The 19,100-nt window shown below is 61.4% G+C and carries 17 protein-coding genes; 2 read left to right on the top strand and 15 right to left on the bottom strand.

What is annotated here, in order from left to right:
- The 14 genes from PK789_RS02825 to PK789_RS02760 form a co-directional block, all read right to left on the bottom strand.
- The coding region (locus PK789_RS02825) for an MMPL family transporter (RefSeq protein WP_503011876.1) at positions 1–2,210 on the bottom strand (2,210 nt) is incomplete at its 3' end.
- Positions 2,188–2,880, bottom strand: coding sequence for an outer membrane lipoprotein carrier protein LolA (locus PK789_RS02820; protein WP_324306872.1), 693 nt, complete (start codon positions 2,878–2,880; stop codon positions 2,188–2,190). The genes PK789_RS02825 and PK789_RS02820, both read right to left, overlap by 23 nt.
- Complete coding sequence (locus tag PK789_RS02815; RefSeq protein WP_324306870.1) at positions 2,877–3,320, bottom strand: acyl-CoA thioesterase; 444 nt, start codon at positions 3,318–3,320, stop codon at positions 2,877–2,879. Before PK789_RS02815 ends, PK789_RS02820 begins: the two co-directional genes overlap by 4 nt.
- The gene (locus PK789_RS02810; RefSeq protein WP_324306869.1) at positions 3,310–4,863 is read right to left on the bottom strand and encodes an HAL/PAL/TAL family ammonia-lyase; all 1,554 of its coding nucleotides are present in this window, start codon (positions 4,861–4,863) and stop codon (positions 3,310–3,312) included. The genes PK789_RS02815 and PK789_RS02810 overlap by 11 nt, the downstream gene beginning before the upstream one ends.
- Entirely contained in the window at positions 4,844–5,791 is a 948-nt protein-coding gene (locus PK789_RS02805; RefSeq protein ID WP_324306868.1) for a lysophospholipid acyltransferase family protein, read from the bottom strand. Before PK789_RS02805 ends, PK789_RS02810 begins: the two co-directional genes overlap by 20 nt.
- Positions 5,788–6,543: a glycosyltransferase family 2 protein gene (locus PK789_RS02800; protein ID WP_324306866.1), complete on the bottom strand. Its 756-nt coding sequence runs from the start codon at positions 6,541–6,543 to the stop codon at positions 5,788–5,790. The genes PK789_RS02805 and PK789_RS02800 overlap by 4 nt, the downstream gene beginning before the upstream one ends.
- Entirely contained in the window at positions 6,540–8,246 is a 1,707-nt protein-coding gene (locus tag PK789_RS02795) for an ApeI family dehydratase (RefSeq protein ID WP_324306865.1), read from the bottom strand. Before PK789_RS02795 ends, PK789_RS02800 begins: the two co-directional genes overlap by 4 nt.
- The gene (locus PK789_RS02790; protein ID WP_324306863.1) at positions 8,239–8,787 is read right to left on the bottom strand and encodes a COG4648 family protein; all 549 of its coding nucleotides are present in this window, start codon (positions 8,785–8,787) and stop codon (positions 8,239–8,241) included. The genes PK789_RS02795 and PK789_RS02790 overlap by 8 nt, the downstream gene beginning before the upstream one ends.
- Positions 8,788–8,819: 32 nt before the next feature.
- Complete coding sequence (locus PK789_RS02785; protein ID WP_324306862.1) at positions 8,820–9,071, bottom strand: acyl carrier protein; 252 nt, start codon at positions 9,069–9,071, stop codon at positions 8,820–8,822.
- Between the two features lie 16 nt (positions 9,072–9,087).
- Positions 9,088–9,345, bottom strand: coding sequence for a phosphopantetheine-binding protein (locus tag PK789_RS02780; protein ID WP_324306861.1), 258 nt, complete (start codon positions 9,343–9,345; stop codon positions 9,088–9,090).
- Positions 9,312–10,034 carry a lysophospholipid acyltransferase family protein gene (locus PK789_RS02775; RefSeq protein ID WP_324306860.1) on the bottom strand — a complete coding sequence of 241 codons (723 nt, stop codon included), beginning with the start codon at positions 10,032–10,034 and terminating at the stop codon, positions 9,312–9,314. Before PK789_RS02775 ends, PK789_RS02780 begins: the two co-directional genes overlap by 34 nt.
- A gap of 97 nt (positions 10,035–10,131) precedes the next feature.
- Positions 10,132–10,863 carry a beta-ketoacyl synthase chain length factor gene (locus PK789_RS02770; protein WP_324306859.1) on the bottom strand — a complete coding sequence of 244 codons (732 nt, stop codon included), beginning with the start codon at positions 10,861–10,863 and terminating at the stop codon, positions 10,132–10,134.
- Positions 10,864–10,904: 41 nt separating this feature from the next.
- Entirely contained in the window at positions 10,905–13,091 is a 2,187-nt protein-coding gene (uvrD, locus tag PK789_RS02765) for a DNA helicase II (RefSeq protein WP_324306858.1), read from the bottom strand.
- Between the two features lie 28 nt (positions 13,092–13,119).
- Positions 13,120–13,716 (bottom strand): TIGR00645 family protein, encoded by a 597-nt coding sequence (locus tag PK789_RS02760; RefSeq protein WP_374348899.1) that lies wholly within the window; start codon positions 13,714–13,716, stop codon positions 13,120–13,122.
- Between the two features lie 97 nt (positions 13,717–13,813).
- On the opposite strand from PK789_RS02760, the gene PK789_RS02755 reads away from it, so the two are divergent.
- Positions 13,814–15,355, top strand: a complete 1,542-nt coding sequence (locus PK789_RS02755) for an MFS transporter (protein ID WP_324306857.1) — start codon at positions 13,814–13,816, stop codon at positions 15,353–15,355.
- A gap of 72 nt (positions 15,356–15,427) precedes the next feature.
- On the opposite strand, the gene PK789_RS02750 is transcribed toward PK789_RS02755, so the two are convergent.
- Positions 15,428–17,773: a S9 family peptidase gene (locus PK789_RS02750; RefSeq protein WP_324306855.1), complete on the bottom strand. Its 2,346-nt coding sequence runs from the start codon at positions 17,771–17,773 to the stop codon at positions 15,428–15,430.
- A 143-nt stretch (positions 17,774–17,916) separates the two neighbouring features.
- On the opposite strand from PK789_RS02750, the gene PK789_RS02745 reads away from it, so the two are divergent.
- Positions 17,917–18,912 carry a chorismate transformation FkbO/Hyg5 family protein gene (locus PK789_RS02745; protein WP_324306854.1) on the top strand — a complete coding sequence of 332 codons (996 nt, stop codon included), beginning with the start codon at positions 17,917–17,919 and terminating at the stop codon, positions 18,910–18,912.
- Positions 18,913–19,100: the final 188 nt, after the last annotated feature.

Here is a 19,100-nt window from a genome sequence, read left to right as displayed (position 1 = left end):
GTGCTGGCCGCGCCGACACACACCGCCAGCCATGCCGACGCATCGCCACGATGCTCCAGCAGGAAGATGCCGTAATCCACACCCATGCCCAGCAGCAGTAACAGCGCCAGCACATTGAACAACTGCAAGGGCATCCCCAGCCAGCCCAGCATGGCCACGCACAAGCCACCTGCCAATAAGGTGGGCAATAAGGTGCGCCACGCATCACCACGATAACGCCACCACAACGCCAGTATCACCAAGAGTGTACCGGCCAGCAGTAGCCACAACATCATCTGTCGATAGTGGCCAAGCAATGCGGAAAATTCAGCGGTGCGGTTGACCCAGCGCACACCTGCCAGCCCTTCAGCCGTGTGATGCAGCGTGTCCAAGATGGCGTAATTGCCCGCCACATCCACCAACACCACGCTGCCCACGCCATTCCCCAGCTTGCCTAGCCATAACTGTCGCAACGGGCGCGATGCCGGCGCGGCCAACCACGCCTGCAACCGCAGCGGCTGTGTTGAAAATGCTGGGCGTTGCAGCTGCTCACCAGTAGCGACAGATAGGCGCGCAAGCACCGCTGTTTCGACATGCGCGGTGCGTGCCGCATCGGCCGCTTGTTGCTGCGGTGACGGCAACCAATCACTGATGGCGCGATAGCCCTTGATCTTGCCCTGCGTCGTCAAGACTGCCAGCCGTGCGGTCAGTGCCTGTTCGCGTTGCAGCAAGGTGTCTGGGTCGGGCGCGCGCACCAAGTAGAACTGCGCCGGGCTGGGCAAACCCAGCAAACGGCCCACTTCGATTTGCTGCGCGATCAAGGCTTTGGGAGATGCCTGCAAGCTGCGCAAATCATCCTGGGCCCGTACTTGCCACAGACCACTGACGATGACCACGGCCGTTACTGCTGCCAGTGCCGCCCATGTTTTGTTGGTGCGCACCCGTGGCCAGCGTTGCAACCAACCATGCATCGCACGTGACAGCGAGGTTGCCGGTGGTGCGCCGCGCTCCAGCCACGGAAACCAGCAAATCACGGTGAGAAACGCGCCCGCCAGACCCACCACCGAGAACACCGCCATTTGCCGCAGCCCCGGGAACGGAGCCAGCCCCAATGCAAGGTAGGCGAGGGCACTGGTTAGCCATGCCAGTGACATGCCCGGCAGCAGCGCACGCAACAACGTGAAGCGTTCTTGCTGCGGATGCCCCTGTCGCGAGGCGAACCAATGAATGCCGTAGTCCTCGGCCACGCCCACCAAACTGGCACCAAACACCATCGTGAGCAAATGCACTTTGCCAAACACCATTGCGGTGACCGATAGCGCAGCCGCCACACCAATCAGCAATGACAAGGCCACCAGCAAAATCGGACGTAGTGATCGAAATGCCCACCACACCAGCAACAACACCGCCGCCAACGAGCCCCAGCCAATCACATTGACTTCGTAGCTAGCCTGCACCGCAGCGGCTTCGGCGTGCAAGGGGACGCCTGCACGCAATTCACGCACGTCGGGCACTGCGTGGCGGGCCGCATTGGCAGCGGCGTCCAAGGCATCATCGATGACCCGCTGCCCATCCAAACGAAACGCCGAGCCACGGGTTTGTAGTTGCAGCACCGCCCACACCCGGTCATCGGCGTGCAGCAAACCATCGGCATCAAACCGCAGGCCTGCGCCCGCTGCGCGCGCCTGCCACCAGCCGGCCCACAGATTGAGTGGATCTGCACGCCAGTCGGTCAGGCGTGGCGCACCCATCGGGCCGTACAGGGCAGACAACGCATCATTGGCCAAGCTGTCAGCAGATTGCTGTTGCAGGCGCTCACGCTGCTCGCCCGTCAATAATCGGTCGCGCCACGGCAGATAAAATGTGCGTGCTTCGGCAAACCAGCCGCGCATCGTCTGGTCTTCTGCAAACGGCAATGCCTGCTGCTGCTCGGCCTGTTGCAAGCGGGCGCGATAAGCCTGTGCGGCGGCTTGCGCTTTGCTGGCGTCCCGTGCGCCCAGCAGCACCACCATCTGCCGCGCGCCAGCATCGGCGATCTTGCGTGTGGCCTCGGCCAGTACCGGGTCATGTGCGTCTTGCGGCAGTAGCGCCATAATGTCGCTTTCCAAGCGCGACTCGCTCCAAAACCGCAGTTGATGCACGCCTAGTGCCAACACCACGGCCAGCCATAACCACGCCAGCCAGCGCCAACCACGGGTGCTTGCATGCTTAGTCAAAACGGCGCGCCTCATCGGCACTCAACTGCGCGGGGGATTCGGCCAGTGCAGTGAATTGCAAGCGCGTGCGGTCACCATTGCGCTCTTCGATCAGCACGCTGCGCACATAGCGATCCCCTTCCAGGGTAATTTGAGCAAATGCCTGCGCCAACGCGCCGGGTTTGGGCGTGAGCAACAACGTCCAGCCGTTGTCCGCACGCAAACTGGGGCGCGCATCAAAACGTGCGGTCAGTGCCTGCACATCGCCGCTCATCAATGCAAACAACATCGCATTGACCGAGCGCAATGCCGGTTGCGTGCGCGCATCCACCTCGACCCGCGAACGGCCATCGGCTTGCCGCGACAAAATACGGTCACGGGTCAGTACCAATTCGGAAGGAAACGGCTTCAGCGTGGTCCAGATCACCCCGTGTGTGCGCGCCACCAACAGGCGGCCTTCTGATTTCAGCGGATGTTTGAAGCCTTGCAGTTGTTTTTCCTGCACAAACTCGCCCCGCAGCAGCGGCACCTGTGCGATGCGCTGTTGCAACTGCGTCAGTGCATCGCCTTGCCGCACGCTGGTGACCGGCGCGGCGATGGCCGGTTTTGCCAAGGGTTTGACCGGCGACTGCGCAAAGGCCAGTGCACCACTCAACAGCAGGCCCAGTGCGCCACCAACGCGCACGCTGAGCATCAACATATTCATGCGGGGGTCACTCCCAAGCGTTGCCACAATACCGGCGGACACAGGTACAGCATCTCGCCGGAATCCACCGCCACCGCCGCTTGAATGGTGTGCGCGCGGGTCAATAATTCATTGCTGCTGGCGTCGCGGATTTCGTAGTCGATTTTCAAGCGGTTTTCCCATTCACTAATTTGCGCATGCACGCGCAGCGGCTGTGCAAAATGCAGTGAGCGCAGGTACTTCACCCGCGTGTCCACGATCGGGAACAAATAACCCGACGCCTGCATCTGCGGGTAGTCGTAGTCGAAGCGGCGCAGCAAGGTGCAACGCGCGATTTCAAAATATTTGAAGTAGTGCCCATGCCACACCACCCGCATGGGGTCGCAGTCGTGGAAGGCCGGCTCCAGATCGATGACGATCTGTAAGCGCTCGGCCGCAGATTTTTCGGCATCAGTGGCCATACACACTCCAGCGCTGCGCGCGGATGTCATCGAGCAGGCGCAACAGATCCGCATCCAGCGCACGGTCTTCTTGCACCAGCGGAATGCGCGCGCACAAGTCCTCTAACATCGCCAGCGGTGCGCCTTGCACCACCGTGTCGGGTGCAATCTGCTGGCGCAAGGTCACACCTTGACGGGCCGCGATCAACATCGCCGCCACCACTTGTTCGGTCAGCTCTAACACCCGCAAGCAGTCGCGCGCGGCAATCGTGCCCATGCTGACTTTGTCTTGGTTGTGGCATTCGGTGGAGCGCGAAAATACTGAGGCCGGCATGGTCTGTTTGAGTGCCTCGGCAGTCCACGCTGACACGCTGATTTGTAGCGCTTTCAAACCATGATTGATCGCCGCGCGCGGGCCACTGGCGGCCGACAGATTTGATGGCAGGCCGTGATTGAAACGGGTGTCCACCAGCAAAGCCAGTTGCCGGTCCAGCAGGTCGGCCAGATTGGCCACCGCGTTTTTCAGGGTGTCCATCGCCAAGGCGATATGGCCGCCGTAAAAATGGCCGCCGTGCAAAATCTGGCCGTTCTCGGCATCCACTAAGGGGTTGTCGTTGGCGCTATTGAGCTCGGTTTCGATCAGCTGGCGCAAAAAGGGCAGTGCATCTTCCAGCACCCCGATCACATGCGGTGCGCAGCGCAGCGAGTAGCGATCTTGCAGGCGTTGCTCGTTGCGCGATGGACGCGCGTTATGCAGGTCGTCGCGCAGGCGCGCCGCCACCCGGGTCTGCCCCGGATGCGGCTTGGCGGCAAACAGAGTGGCGTCAAAATGGTGTGCATTGCCGGCGCTGGCGATCACATTGAAAGCGGTCAGACGGGTTGCAAGGCGGCACAGATAATCGGCGCGCGCAAATGCAAGGCAGGCCAGTGCGGTCATCACCGCGGTGCCGTTCATGATCGCCAAGCCTTCTTTCGGGCGCAGCCGCAGCGGCGTGATGCCGGCCGCTGCCAGCGCCTCGGCCGCCGGCTTGCGCTGCCCGTGGTGCATCACTTCGCGCTCGCCGCACAGCACGGCGGCCACATACGACAGCGGGGTGAGATCGCCGCTGGCCCCCACCGAGCCTTCGGCCGGGATCAACGGCAGGATGTCGTGTTGCAACAAACCCACCAAGCCTTCCAACAAGGGCAGGCTGACCCCGGACATACCCACGCACAACGAGGCCAAACGTGCGGCCAGCACCGCGCGGGTTTCCTGTGCATCCAAAAACCGCCCCAGCCCACAGCCGTGGTAGGTGTACAGATGGTGCGGCAGCTCATGCAGCAACTCGGGTGGGATGACCACCGTGCAGGAGTCGCCGTAGCCGGTGGTGACGCCGTACACCACGCCGTCTTCGCGTAATAGACGGTCCAGAAAATCGGCACCAGCGCTGATACGGGCACGAAAAGCGGGGTCGGGTGACAGCACCGCCGCCCGTTGGCCACGCGCAAGCGCGACCACGTCTTCGATCGTCAAAGGCGCAGCACCCAAGGTCAGTGCAGGAAGGTCATCGGTGGAAGCGGTCATCGGGTACCTGATCCCAAAATGGGAAAAAATTGAACCAGTCCAACGGTGCGTTGCGCAACTGCGCTTGCAGCCAGTCAGCGTAGCGGGTGGCGTGTGCGATCAAGGCCGCCTCGCGCTGCGCGCGCGGTAGCAGCACGCGTTCGCACAGTCGTGCAAAACATATCCGGTAGCCGCGTCCTGCGTGGGTGCAAGCCAACGTAAACAACGGGCAGCCCAGTGCTGCGGCCAGCACATACGGGCCAATCGGGAAGGCGGCAGGCCGGCCCAAAAATGGCGCAAACACACTCCGCCCACCGTGCACCGGCACACGGTCACCGGCAATCGCCACAAATTCGCCGGCGGCAACACGTTGGCCCAATTGATAGGCCGTTGCAGCATCGAGTGTGGTGACTTGCTGCAAGCGAACCTGCGCATCCGGGTTGAGCTTTTTCAACAGGCGATTGAAGTCCTCGGCATGTGCGGTGTGCACCAATGCCGTCAATCGAAACCCCGGCACGTGTTTGGCCAAGGCTTGGCACAACTCCAGGCACCCGATGTGTGCGGTGATGATGACCCCACCCTCGCCACGCGCCATCTGCTGCAACATGACCTCACGTTCCACCTGCACGCGGGTGGCCGGGTAGCGGTCATGGCTGGCCAATAATTTATCCAGCATGGTTTCGGCAAAGCTGAAAAAATGCCGCAGGCTCAACCAGTGCCCCGGCGTGTGCGCAAACACCGCGTGCGTGGCCTGCATTCGCGCCAGATAGTCGCGCGAGGCGTGGCGCGCAGTCCGGTTGCCCAGCCAATGCGCCACGACCACGGGTGCCAGGCACAGTCGAAACGGCCAGCGCCCCAGCCAATGTTCGATCGCGCATAAAAACCGAATGCCGGCAACGAAGGTGGTTTCACCGAGCTCCGCCCAATGGGTTGGCGTGGCCGTACTCATCGCAACTTGCGCCACAACAGGTGCGGCAGCCGCCGCAACATGCCGAAAAACAGCCGCGCGTGCATGCGGCTGATCCGCACATTGTCGCGCCACACATCAAAATGCGAGACGCCATCGGTGGGGTAGCGCACGTGGGTTTCCACGCTTTGAATTTGCACGCCACGCCAATGCAGGCGCACCAGGATTTCAGGATCGAAATCCATACGTAAGCCTAGTGTTTCCTCATTGATGAGTGATAACACCGGTGCTAGTGGATACACCCGAAACCCGCACATCGCGTCGTGGATTTGCAATGACAACGTATTGATCCACACCCAGACATGGGTGAGGTAACGGCCATACAAACGGCCCTTGGGAACGCTTGCGTCGTACACCGGTGTGCCATTGATGATGGCGTCTGGCGTGGCCTGCGCTGCGGCGATAAAACGCGGAATATCGGCGCAGGTGTGCTGACCATCGGCATCGATTTGCAAGACATGCGTGGCCCCGCGTTGTGCGGCGTTGCGAAAGCCGGCCAGCATCGCACCACCTTTGCCTTGGTTGTGTGGCAGCCGCAGCAGGTGTACGCCTTCACGTTGCGCCAGGGCGTCCAACACGGCCGCGCAAGACGCGCGCGAACCGTCATCCACCAGCAAGCACTCCAGCGCGTGCATGCGCACGCCATCCACCATCGCGCCGATCGCCTGTTCGTGGTTATAGACCGGGATCACTACCAACGGCTTGAACACCGCATGGCTCGCTGCATTGTTCATGGCGCGGCCTCGGCGAACACTACACGGCCGCTGGCATGGGCGCCAAGTGCAGAGACATAGCGAAACTGCAGCGTGGTTTTGTCTGGCCGCCATTCCAAATGCAATTGCAGTTGCAACCCTGGGCGCGCCACCTGCTGGAACTTCAGCGCCTCCATCCGTGAAAATGCGGTGTTGATCGCAAACGCCTCGCGCCCCAAGCGCACTGCCCAGTCCAACTGTGCCACGCCGGGCAGGATAGGAAACTGCGGAAAGTGACCATCGAACACGAGCAGGGCCGGATCCAGCACAAGCGTCAGCTGCGCCTGCGTGGCGGTACGCAACTGCCAGATGGGCTGTGGGCGCTCCGGACGGAACAACGCGGCCAATGCTGCATCGGTGGTCTTGCCTTGTACGTTCATCGGCATGGCCTCGACAAAGCGCCAACGCCGCGGCCGGGTGACGGCCTCCTGCACTTGCGCCAATGCGAGGCTCAAGCGCTGCGCAAGGGCGCGTGCGCCATGTGCCTGCAAGCAGGCTGCACCTGTGCTGGTCAGGCAGATCACCGCCGCCAGCTGCGCACGCGCGCCATCCAGCAAGATCACGCGCGCCTCGGCGACGTCGGTCAACGCCAGCAACTGGCGCTCCAGCGCGGTCAATGACACGCGCCGTTCTTCCACTTTGACGATGCGATCGGCGCGGCCCAGCAAGCGAAACCCGCCCCCTGCATCGGACTCCACACAGTCTTGTGTGCGCCACCAATCGGCATTGGGAAGATGTGGCGAAGTCACTTCCAATTGTGCATCCCGCATGCGCCATTGCACACCCGGCAACGGTGTCCACGCAGTGGCCGCAGCCGCGTGTTGTCGCCACGCGATGCCGCCGGTTTCACTGCTGCCAAATATTTCGATAACCGCTTGCCCGAATTGTTCGTGTACATCGGCAGCGGCCTCTACCGGCAATGCGCCACCGGAGCTGAACACTGCGCGCAACTGACAACGTATGGCATGCCAATCCATGCTGGCGGGAATCCGTTTGAGATGCGCAGGACTGCTCACCAACACTGCGGGCGCATCCATCGCGGCATTCAAATCTTCAAGAAAAAACACCCGTGGCAGCAGCGCGCGCCCGGCCGCCAATGGCCACAGCACGCGGAACAACAAGCCGTAGATGTGCTGGTGTGACACTGTGCCATGCACCTGTGCATCGCCCAAGCGGGCACCAAACACGCGCTCTTGCGCTTCCACTTCGCGCGCCAGTTGCGCCAGTGTCTTGTCGATCACCTCCGGCGCACCGGTAGAGCCGGAGGTCAGTACTTGCAGCCGTGTTGTGTGTTCATCCAGGACAGGCCACACGTCACCATCCTCGGACAGATGCCACTGCGGCGCGATGCGCACACACGTGGCAGGCACGTCGCCCGCCCAGCCATCCACCTCGGCAGCCAACCGCACCAGTGTTTGTGGCAACACATCAGCACACAGCAATACAGTCTTGCCGGCATGCCACGCGCCGAACAGTGCTGCCGCAAAGGGCACGGCGTCATCGAAATACAATGCATAGCGTGCCCCCGCGTGCGCAGAAAATGCCGCGCGCCATGCCGCCACTTGCGCTCGGAACGCGGCGTGATCCAGTACGTCTTGTGCGTGCTGCGCATTGCACCAGCGCGCCACCACGCGTCCGCTGCGCGGCTGACAGGCCACTGCATTCAGCGCGATCCACTCAGCCATGCGCGCGCGCCTTCACCCGCTGCCGCACCAGCCATTCCACGGCAAACAAGGTACCGATCAACAGATAAGCAATCAGGCCGTTATACAGTGCCCACACCCGCTCGCTGGCCCACAACGCGGTGGCCAGCGCCACGCTGCCGTTGAGTAAAAAGAATCCGCACCAGACCTGGGTGACACGGCGCACATACACCACCGCGTGCGGTGGCAAATCGGGTTCGCGCAGGCGCGCCAAGCGCTCGATCACGGGCGGGCCGAACCGCAAGCTGAGACTGAACACCAGCAACAACACGCCATTGATCACGACCGGATACAACTTCAACGGCAATGCGCTATTGGTCCAACTGGTCCAGCCGGCCAATAGACCCGTTGCCGCTGCCGCCCACAACCACATTGGCTCGCGCGTGGTGAATGCACGCAGCAAGGCCAGCGCGCACAGCAGCAGTGCCAACCAACGTGGCTCGAACCGGCCCAGCAGCAGATACACCGCCAGTGGATAGGCCAGCGAGAGCAGCGCAAATAACAGTAGTCGTGCGTGTTTCACGGTATACGCCACGGCAATGTGCCGCCGACAACTCAGGCAGCGCCGCGGAGCAGTCCATGCAGCACGTCAACCACGTCCTGCACCGTGCGTACCGCTTTGAACGCATCCGGCTGCAACTTGCCACCCAATAGCGGCTTGAGTTGCACGATCAGATCCACCGCATCGATACTGTCGATATCCAGATCGGTGTACAGATTGGCCGCAGGCGTGATCCGTGCGGGGTCGATTTCGAACGTGTCCTGCAAGATGCTACTGATGCGGGTGAACAGCTCGTCCCTGGTCATGATGGCCGTCATTGGTTTACACCCGTTGTCCGGCAACGAGATGAGCCAGTGCATTGACGCTGGAAAAATGCTGACGGGTTTCCTGCGAGTCGGCCGACAGTGTCACGCCATAGCGTTTCTGCAGAGCCAATCCCAATTCCAACGCGTCGATCGAGTCCAGGCCCAAGCCTTCGCCAAACAACGGTGCGGTGGCATCAATGGCATCGGGCGTCAAATCTTCCAATGCCAATGCGGAAATGATTAGTTGTTTGATCTCAAGTTCGAGTGATTGCACGCAGGCTCTCCCGCCGCGAAATAATGGGTCAAATAGTCCGTCAGTTGACGCGCAGCCATCGCTTCACTGGTTGCCCCGCCCAGCAGCGATGCGATCTCAATGTCTGGCTGAATGTCTACTACGACATGGAAGGGGTACGCCGGGACACGATACCATTTCTCGCCTTTTCCCAGCGTCATCGGGCGGCAACTCAGGCGCACGGGTGTGATGTTCAAACCGCCACGCACCGCGATATTGGCGGCGCCGCGCTGCAGTCGCAATGGCGCATCGCGGCGGCTGCGTGTCCCTTCCGGAAACATTACCAGATTGCCGCCACGGTGTACCGCGGCGATGCAATCATCGATCAACCCTGCGCCATCGTCATTGCAGACATAGCCCGCAGCCCGCACCGGGCCACGCGTGAAGGGGTTGCGTGCCAATGAAGATTTGACCACACAATCGGCATTGGGCAGCAGCGCAATCAGAAACACCACGTCGATTAGGGTGGGATGATTGGCCAGAATCAACAAGCCGTCCCGCCGCAAGCACTCGCGGCCACGAATCTCGTAGGTCAGCACCCCCAACACACGCATCAGCTCGATATGCAAGGCAAAGCTACGCTGCACCAACCGCCGTGCCAAGGTTTGTCGGCGCGCAGGGTTGCGCACCAGCAGCGCCAGCATGGGAAACGCCAGCGTCGACAGCAGCACACCGCCGATTCCAAACGCGAAAAAGCTTAAACCTGTCGCCACGATGCGCCAGCCGTGATTAAGCCGGCTGGATCGCAACGCGGTGGGCAAACCCACCTCAGTCATGTCGTAGCCAGTGCCAGCGCAGACCATCGGCCAGTTGCGTACATGCAGCGTCGCCGGCCAATACAAAGCGCAGCACCTCCAAACTCGCCGGCAGCGCTGGCGTTATCGCGGCATCGTCCTCAGCCATCTGCCAATCCAACGACAACCGCTGCCCTTCACCATCTGCACGCACGCGCCAGCACCACGCATGGTCAGCCTGCACCTCATCCACAAAGGCCGCATAGGCTTCGGGCAAGCAAGCGTCATACACCACTACCAACACCTCCGGCGCACCATCGGCGAGCAAACCTGCCGCTTCGATCATGGCCGTCGCTGCGGTGGCTTTGCCCGCCGCCAATGCCAAATAGTTGCCGTGCTGGCCACGCACGATGGAGTACAACGCCGCAATCGCGTTATGCACCGACAGTCCAAACTGGGTAGGCGACATTGGCTCGCCACGCGCCTGCTGTTGCAACAACTCCAATGAGCGCCGCACATCACCGTGCCGCGAGGCAAACACCAACGGCACACCGGTGCCCTCCGCCTGCGCGCACCAATACGCCACCTGCACGGCCATCCGCCCCAGCCGGTCAATGCGGCGACGCTGAATGGCCGGCACCTCCGGCAAGGCCGGCATCCCGTCACCCACCGGCATGGCCGGCGCCAACGCCCACGCCTGCCATGCCTCCCGCGTCTCCACACCGGGCGCCCATGCGGCCCATTCCGTCACGCAAAATTCGATCATGTTCCCGCCAATTGCAGTGTTGCGTGATGGCAATGCATGCATCACGCCGGACTCAAATTCGCATAGGCCAGCACCAGCCATTTGCTGCCCACATCCTCGAAATTGACTTGCACGCGGGCATGCGCGCCGTTGCCTTCGACGTCGGTCACGAAGCCGGTGCCGAACTTGGGGTGACGCACGTTCGCGCCCAACCGGATGGGCGGCGCGTCCAGTGCGGCGTGACCATAGTTGCGTGCAGGGATCTGCGCTGCGCCACGGGCAAACGGCTGCGGCTTGGGTTTTGGACGTATCTCGCGCAGCAGCGCTTGCGGAATTTCGCGCAGGAAGCACGAGGGTGCGTTGAGCACATCGCTGCCGTAGATGCGCCGTGATTCGGCGTGACACAACACCAATTGCTGGCGGGCACGGGTGATGCCGACATAGGCCAGCCGGCGCTCTTCGGCCATGCGGCCGGGTTCTTCCTTGCTGCGTGCATTCGGAAACAAACCGTCTTCCAACCCGACCAGAAACACCAGCGGGAACTCCAAGCCCTTGGCGCTATGCAGGGTCATCAGCTGCACGCTGTCTTCGTCGGCCTGCGCTTGGCCTTCGCCGGCCTCCAGTGCGGCATAGCTGAGGAAGGCGACCAGCTCCGGCATGGCGGCCGCATCGTCTTCATCACTGCGGATAAACCGGCTGGCCACACTGATCAGTTCGTCGAGGTTGTCGGTGCGTGAATCCAACTGTCCTTGCGATTCTTTTTCGTAATGCGCACGCAGACCGGAACGCAACAGTGCATGGTCGATTTTTTCTGCCAGCGGCAGTTCGGTGGTTGCCTGCCCCAGCCCGTCGATCAACTGCGCGAACGCGGCCAGCGCATTGCGTGCGCGGGCGCTGAGGGTGGACATCCGGCACAGGCGTTGCGCGGCCTGCCATAGCGATTGCCCATACTCTCGCGCGGTGCGGCGCACTTCATCCAGAGTGCGCTCGCCAATGCCGCGTGGTGGCGTGTTCACGGCGCGCTCGAATGCCGCGTCGTCATCGCGGTTGGCCTGCAAACGCAGATACGCCAGTGCGTCCTTGATTTCGGCGCGCTCGAAAAAGCGCATGCCGCCATACACGCGATACGGCATTTGCCGCTTCAACAATTCTTCTTCAAAGGCACGCGACTGCGCGTTGCTGCGATACAAGATCGCCGCATCGCTACGGCTGCCACCCTCGCGCACCCATTGGTGGATGCGATCGACCACATAAGCGGCCTCGTCCATCTCGGTGTAGGCCGCATACAGGTCGATGCGCTCACCTTCGCCGGCATCGGTCCACAGCTTCTTGCCCAGCCGGTCGCTGTTATGCGCGATCACCGCATTGGCGGCATCCAGGATGGTGCTGGTGGAACGGTAATTTTGTTCAAGGCGAATGGTGTGCGCACCTGGAAAATCACCCAAGAACCGCTGCACGTTCTCCACCTTCGCACCGCGCCAACCATAGATGGCCTGGTCGTCATCACCCACCACAAAGACGTGCCCGGAGCTGCCTGCCAACAACCGGATAAATCCGTACTGGATGGCATTGGTGTCTTGAAACTCGTCCACCAGAATCTGCCCGAAACGATGCCGGTAATGCGCCAGCAACGCCGGGGTATCGCGCAGCAATTCATGCGCACGCAGCAGCAGTTCGGCAAAGTCCACCAAGCCTGCGCGCTGGCAGCGCTCTTCATAGGCGGTGTACACACGCAACTGCACATCCCCCCATGGGTCATGCGGGGTGGGCTGGATATGCTGCGGGCGGCGACCTTCGTCCTTTTGCGCGTTGATCCACCAGGTCAGCTGGCGCGGCGGAAATTGGCCATCGTCCAATTCCAATTGCTGCACCACGCGCTTGACCAGCCGCAGCTGGTCGTCGCTGTCCAACACCTGAAACCCTTCCGGCAACTTCGCCTCCTGCCAGTGCAGGCGCAGCAGGCGATGGGCCAGGCCGTGGAAGGTGCCGATCCACGCGCCGCGCGGCTCGCCACCCAGTTGCGCGGCAATGCGTCCGCGCATCTCGCCGGCGGCCTTGTTGGTGAAGGTGACCGCCAGGATGCCGTGCAGCGGCACCCCGAACACCTCATGCAGCCATGCGATGCGATGGGTCAACACACGGGTTTTGCCGGAACCGGCCCCGGCCAACACCAAATAGTGGCCGGGTGCGGCAGAAACGGCTTCGCGTTGGGCCGGGTTCAGCCCATCAAGCAAGTGGGAAACATCCATCCGCCGGATTTTACCGGGATGGGCGGCCTCAATGGCCCGCGTGTTCGCGCTTGCTGGCGTTGCCGGTCATCAACTTGTCGGTCCATGCGATGCCGATGGCCGACAGGATGAATACGATATGGATGATGGTCTGCCACATCACACCCTGTGCGGTGGCTTTGGTACAGAGCGCTTTGGCCGCCAGCAGGTCAACGGTGCACAGCGGCAAACCCAATTGGCCGGCTTCGATGAAGGACTTGAGCAGGTGGATCGAGGAAATGCCGATGATCGCCATCGCCAATTTGACCTTCAACACGCTGGCATTGACGTGTGACAGCCATTCCGGCTGGTCGGGATGGCCTTCCAGATTGAGCCTTGAGACGAAGGTTTCGTAGCCACCGACGATCACCATCACCAGCAGGTTGGAGATCATCACCACGTCGATCAGGCCCAGCACGATCAGCATGATGCCCTGCTCGTTCAGGCTGGCGGCATCGTGGATCAGGTGCCAGAGTTCCTTGACGAACAGGAACACATACACGCCTTGGGCCACGATCAAGCCCAGATACAGCGGCAACTGCAGCCAGCGCGAGGAAAATATCAGCGCGGACATCGGCGACAGGCGGGAAGTGGATTCAGGCAACATCGGCAACCGTTCGGATCGAGGATGCTGCATTGCAACGTGCAAGCAGGGGTGACGTCAACCCACCTTCGCAATCGTTTGCAATGCCGCAACGCTGTACATGCCGGATAGGCACTGGTGTACTGCCGCTGGGGAAACGCCTACCGGCCCGATGGATCCCCGGCCACAGGCACTCAAATCGCAGCGGGGCACCATGAGTCATCAACCAACCCGATGGGCGCAGTTCGGCGTCCTGATCACCGTGTTCTTTTTCTGGGGCTTTGTTGCCGCCAGCAATGACATCCTGATCCCTGTCTTCAAAAAAGCGTTCAACCTCAGTCAGTCGCAAAGCCAGCTGGTGGCCGTGGCGTTTTACGTCGCCTATACCGTGGGCTCGTTGATTTATTTCGGCATTTCCAAATGGGTTGGGCAGGACCTGCTGAACAAGATCGGTTACAAGAACGGCATTTGCGTGGGGCTATTGATCTCGGCGTTGGGCACCTTGCTGTTTTATCCGGCAGCCAATAACAGTTCATTCCCGCTGATGCTGTCGGGCTTGTTTATCGTCGGGCTTGGATTTGCGCTGCAACAGATCGCGGCCAATCCCCTGGCCATCGTGATGGGCAACCCGGCCACCGGTGCACAGCGGTTGACCATGGCGGGCGGGGTCAATAATTTTGGTACCACGATTGGCCCGCTGCTGGTCAGTCTGGCGATTTTTGGCAGCGTGACCTCCGGCAATACCGAGGCCAGCATCGAAAGCGTGAAACTGCCCTACCTCGTGCTGGGCGCCGCCTTTGTGTTGGTGGCGTTGTTTATCAAGTTTTCCTCCGTGCCAAACCAGATTGATCTGGACACACTGGCCAGCGACGAGGCGCAAGATACCGGCAAGCTGGTGCACAAGTCCTCCGCATTTGCCTATCCACAGCTGGTATTGGGGATGCTGGCAATCTTTGTGTATGTGGGCGTGGAAGTGTCCACGGTCAGTAATTTACCGGCGTATTTGCATGAAGGCCTGGGTATCGAAACCCAGCACTTGGCGCCGTATGTTTCGTTGTACTGGGCCAGCTTGATGATTGGCCGCTGGACTGGCGCAGCGGGGGCATTTGACGTTGGCCGCAGCACCAAATCGATGTTGCTGTTGCTGCTGCCGTTTCTTGCGTTTGGCGTGTATCTGGCGGTCAATGCCATCGCCCAGCATGATGTGTCGCAGTTCTACGGCTATGCCGGCGTGATCGTGGTGATGATTGCCGCCACCTGGCTGAGCCATGGCAACCCGGCGCGGATGCTGCTGTATTTCGCCGTGTGCGGCATTGTGGCGCTGCTGATCGGGATGTTCAGCAGCGGCATGACCAGCACCATTGCCTTTATCAGTGTGGGCCTGTTTTGCAGCACGATGTGGCCGTGCATTTTTGCATTGGCGATTACTGGCCTGGGCCGCAATACCAATCAGGGCAGCAGCCTGCTGATCATGATGATCATGGGCGGCGGCCTGGTGAGCTGGGCACAAGGCGCACTGGCCGATGTGGTGGGCGTGCACATGAGCTTCTGGGTGGGTGTGGTCTGCTTTGCTTATCTGGCGTTCTATGCACTGCGCGCATCCAGTTTGCTGCACAAACAAGGGATTGACCTCGACCAGCTGGCGGCACAAAACGGGCATTGAGTGGTATCGCCCTGCCTGCGCTCACAACAACGGCAGCCTGCGCTGCCGTTGTCGTCTCAAGGGGTACCGCGGTCAGTACTGCGGCTTGAGCTCAAATTCCTTTGGCGGCTCTGCGCCCAGCAGATTTTTCACGAAATAATCCCAGCGCCGACGCATCACGTAATAGCTATCCGCACCGTAGCCGTGACGCGCCTTGGGCAACAGCAACAGGTCGAAATCCTTGTTGGCCTTGATCAATGCATCCACCACCAATAGCGTGGTTTGCGGCGGCACGTTGTCATCCATCAGGCCGTGCAGCAGGAACAATTTGCCTTTCAGGTTTTTCGCGATCGAGGCGTTGTCTTGCCCGCTGTAATTGGTCTTGCCGTCGCCTTTGTCTTCCAGCAAACCGTGGTAGCGCTCACCCCAATCGTCTTCATAACTCAGATTGTCGTGATTACCCGATTCGGCAATCCCCACTTTGTACACATCGGGATAGGTGAACATCGCCGTCGCGGTGGCATTGCCGCCACCGGAATGCCCCCAGATGCCAGCGCGACTGGTGTCCACCCACGGGTAACGCTCGCCCAATTGCTTCAGCGCGGCCACTTGGTCGGGCAGGGTGTTGTCGATCATGTTGCCGTAATAGGCATCCTGGAACGCCTTGCTGCGCAGGGGCGTGCCCATGCCATCCACCGCAATCACGATGAAGCCCAGCTCGGCCAATGCCTGGTGGTCACCGTGGGCCGGCACGAAGCTGCGCGAACGAATCGAACCCACCTGCGGACCTGGATAGATGTAGGTGATGATCGGATACTTCTTTTTGGCATCGAAATGCGAGGGCTTGAACAGTTGCCCATAGATGTCGGTTTTGCCGTCGCGAGCTTTTACCGTGAACGATTCCGGTGCCACCCAGCCGGCGGCTTTCAAACGAGTGAGATCGGCATGCGCCAATTCTTTCACTTGCTTGCCATTGCCATCGCGCACAACGGCTATCGGCGCCGTGTCGATCTTCGAATACACATCGACAAAATACTTGCCATCTTCCGAAGGCGTGATGCTGTGATTGGCATCCTCAGGCGTCAGCAACTGCACTGCACCGGCATCCAATCCGACCTTGTAGTAATGCACGAAGTACGGGTCACCCGGCTCGCGACCCACGCCACTGAACCACAGCGTGCGTGAGGCTTGATCCAGATAGCCGATTTTGGTGGCATTCCAATCACCGCTGGTGAGCTGGCGCTTTTCTTTGCCCGTGCTCAAGTCATGCAAGTACAGATGGCCCCAATTGCTTTTTTGCGAGAACCACAAAAACTCGTTGCTCTCGGGCAAGTACCGCCATGCCACATTGCCCAAGGCCGGCGCGCTCTGGTACTGGGTGGCCACGGTTTCGGTATACACGTCGCGTACCTTGCCGCTGGCAGCATCGGCCACCCGCAAGGTGGCGGATTTATGGCCACGATCGGTGCTGATGAAGGCCAGCGTCTTGCCATCCTTGGCCCACTGCACATCGTCCCAACCGCCATCACACACCACGTCATCGGCGCAGGTGGAGCGGTGCTGATCGGCCGGCATTTGCAGACGGATGACCTTGGGTGCAGCACCGGACACATCGATGATGACGCGCTCGATCATGGTCACGTCCTTGTCGCCCACGAACGGGTATTTCCACTGCTCCACCTTCGGCGCACCCACATTGGTGCCGACCAAGGTCATGCTGCTGGTCTTGCGCTGGTCTTGCTGGAAGGTGGCAATCTTGTTGCCGTCCGGCGACCACACCAACACGGCGTCATCCGAATGCTGCCAACCGGCATTGCTGGTGGCATAGCCGTAGTCGGGCTGGGCATCGGTGGTGAGTTGGGTTTCTTTGCCGCTGGCCACATCGCGCAGCCACAAATTACCACCACGGATGAAGGCCTCGCGGCTGCCATCGGGCGCGGCCGCACCCGGCTCGTCGCCAGATTTCGCCTTGCTGATCGCGCTGCAGCCGGCTTTATCGCAGCGGAAATCACCGCCACCAAACAGGCTGCTGAGTTTCAGCGAACCATCGGCATTGCGGGTGATTTTCAGCGGTGGCAATTTGTCGGCGCGTGCCGGCATCCCCTTGCCTCCGGCGGCCAAGTTCATGGCATCGGCCAAGGCTTGTGTATTGAACGCGGGCGTGGTCTTGCCACTGCCGGGATCAAATCGCAACGCCTGCGTTTTGCCTTGCGTGCTTTCGTTGTAAATCAGCGTGCCGTCGCTCAACCAATTGGCACCGCTGATGGCGTGATCGACCAATGGCCCGGTGCGGTCTGCCAGCATGCTGGCGGCGCGTGCGTAATCGGCAGCGGTGACCGGTGTTGCAGGCCCTTGTGCCAAGGGTGCCTGTGCTTGTGCATGGCCAATTGCCGCGCCACTCATCAGCACCGCCCCCAGCAAAATATGTTTTGCATCCATCCCGATCCTCATCGTGGTTCGCCCCTCGGCATTCGCCAATCTTAGCGATGCTAACGCGGGCCGCTATCGCCTGCCCGTGCCGATGGTGGGGGGCATGCAGTGCAGTGGGGGTAGCAAGGCGGCGCGGTATCATGTGCCCCCTGATGCCCGTACTCCCACTTGCCCCCGCTACCCCGGCCACCCCTTTGCATATCGAATTTCGCGATGTGCCGCTGACCGACGCCCTCGCCACCCCGGGCACCTTGGCGGTGTTCGGCTTTGGTGATCGTGCAGCCCCACGTCACGATGACCCGCGCTACCTGCACGTTGCCCTGCCCAGCCACGGCTGCGCAGCGTTGGAGTGCTGGCAGGTTGCCACCGAGGTCGTGCATGGCCGGGCAGGCGACATCGCCTGGGCGCAAGGCGGCGGCCTGCAATTTGGCGCGCTGGAAGTGACCGACACCGGCGATATTGAAACCGCCGCCGCGCAGGCCTATGCCCGCCTGCATGACTGGCTGTCCACCTGCGCCTACCCGCATCCACTCCGGATTTGGAATTACCTGGATGCCATTACCTTCGGCACGGGGGACGCCGAACGCTACCGGCGCTTCTGCGTGGGCCGCGCGCGCGGAATCGGCCGCGCGCTGGCCCCCGGCGACCTGCCGGCCGCCACCGCGATTGGCCACCCCGCGCCCAGCGGTCGTTTTCAGTTGTATTGGCTGGCGGGCCAGCACGCTGGCACCGCGCTGGAAAACCCCCGACAAGTGCAAGCCTGGCGCTACCCACGCCAGTACGGCCCACAGCCGCCCGGGTTTGCCCGCGCGCTGCTGCCGGCCAGCGCCCAGATGCCATTGCTACTCTCGGGCACGGCGGCGGTGGTGGGCCATGCCTCGCAACACGGTGAAGCATTGGATGCACAACTGGACGAAGTGCTGCGCAACCTGCACAGCCTGATCGACACCGCCCGCAGCCAGCGCCCGGCACTGCCGCCCCGGCTGGGCGCAGGTTCACGCTTGAAGGTGTATGTGCGCGATGCCGATGCGATGGCCCACATCGACGCCCTGCTGGCGCAACACCTACCCGAGGTGCCACGCATCGTGCTGCATGGCCATGTGTGCCGACAAGAATTGCGGGTCGAGATCGACGGCAGCCACGGCTGAACGCATTCCGAAAAATGCTGCGTTGCATCAATCTTGCGGTGTGACTGCCGTCCAGTTTTGCTTGCTTGAGCTTTTGCTCAAGCACGGGCACACTCGCCCGGTCAGGGGGAATTCTGACAAACGCAGAATCCGTCGGCTGCGGGCCACATCGTCCGCTTTTCGACTCCATGCTCTCGTCAAGGACATCA

The organism is Thermomonas sp. (genome assembly GCF_035369645.1).
GTDB lineage: Bacteria > Pseudomonadota > Gammaproteobacteria > Xanthomonadales > Xanthomonadaceae > Thermomonas.
Note: the sequence above shows the minus strand (reverse complement) of the source record. Positions and strands in the feature narration are given on the sequence as shown.

What these genes read in the sequence shown, in the direction of transcription:
- PK789_RS02820 (WP_324306872.1), bottom strand. Translation starts at nt 2,880, where the DNA reads ATGAATATGTTGATGCTCAGCGTGCGCGTTGGTGGCGCACTGGGCCTG.
- PK789_RS02815 (WP_324306870.1), bottom strand. Translation starts at nt 3,320, where the DNA reads ATGGCCACTGATGCCGAAAAATCTGCGGCCGAGCGCTTACAGATCGTC.
- PK789_RS02810 (WP_324306869.1), bottom strand. Translation starts at nt 4,863, where the DNA reads ATGACCGCTTCCACCGATGACCTTCCTGCACTGACCTTGGGTGCTGCG.
- PK789_RS02805 (WP_324306868.1), bottom strand. Translation starts at nt 5,791, where the DNA reads ATGAGTACGGCCACGCCAACCCATTGGGCGGAGCTCGGTGAAACCACC.
- PK789_RS02800 (WP_324306866.1), bottom strand. Translation starts at nt 6,543, where the DNA reads ATGAACAATGCAGCGAGCCATGCGGTGTTCAAGCCGTTGGTAGTGATC.
- PK789_RS02795 (WP_324306865.1), bottom strand. Translation starts at nt 8,246, where the DNA reads ATGGCTGAGTGGATCGCGCTGAATGCAGTGGCCTGTCAGCCGCGCAGC.
- PK789_RS02785 (WP_324306862.1), bottom strand. Translation starts at nt 9,071, where the DNA reads ATGACCAGGGACGAGCTGTTCACCCGCATCAGTAGCATCTTGCAGGAC.
- PK789_RS02770 (WP_324306859.1), bottom strand. Translation starts at nt 10,863, where the DNA reads ATGATCGAATTTTGCGTGACGGAATGGGCCGCATGGGCGCCCGGTGTG.
- uvrD (WP_324306858.1), bottom strand. Translation starts at nt 13,091, where the DNA reads ATGGATGTTTCCCACTTGCTTGATGGGCTGAACCCGGCCCAACGCGAA.
- PK789_RS02760 (WP_374348899.1), bottom strand. Translation starts at nt 13,716, where the DNA reads ATGTTGCCTGAATCCACTTCCCGCCTGTCGCCGATGTCCGCGCTGATA.
- PK789_RS02755 (WP_324306857.1), top strand. Translation starts at nt 13,814, where the DNA reads ATGCCGGATAGGCACTGGTGTACTGCCGCTGGGGAAACGCCTACCGGC.
- PK789_RS02750 (WP_324306855.1), bottom strand. Translation starts at nt 17,773, where the DNA reads ATGGATGCAAAACATATTTTGCTGGGGGCGGTGCTGATGAGTGGCGCG.
- PK789_RS02745 (WP_324306854.1), top strand. Translation starts at nt 17,917, where the DNA reads ATGCCCGTACTCCCACTTGCCCCCGCTACCCCGGCCACCCCTTTGCAT.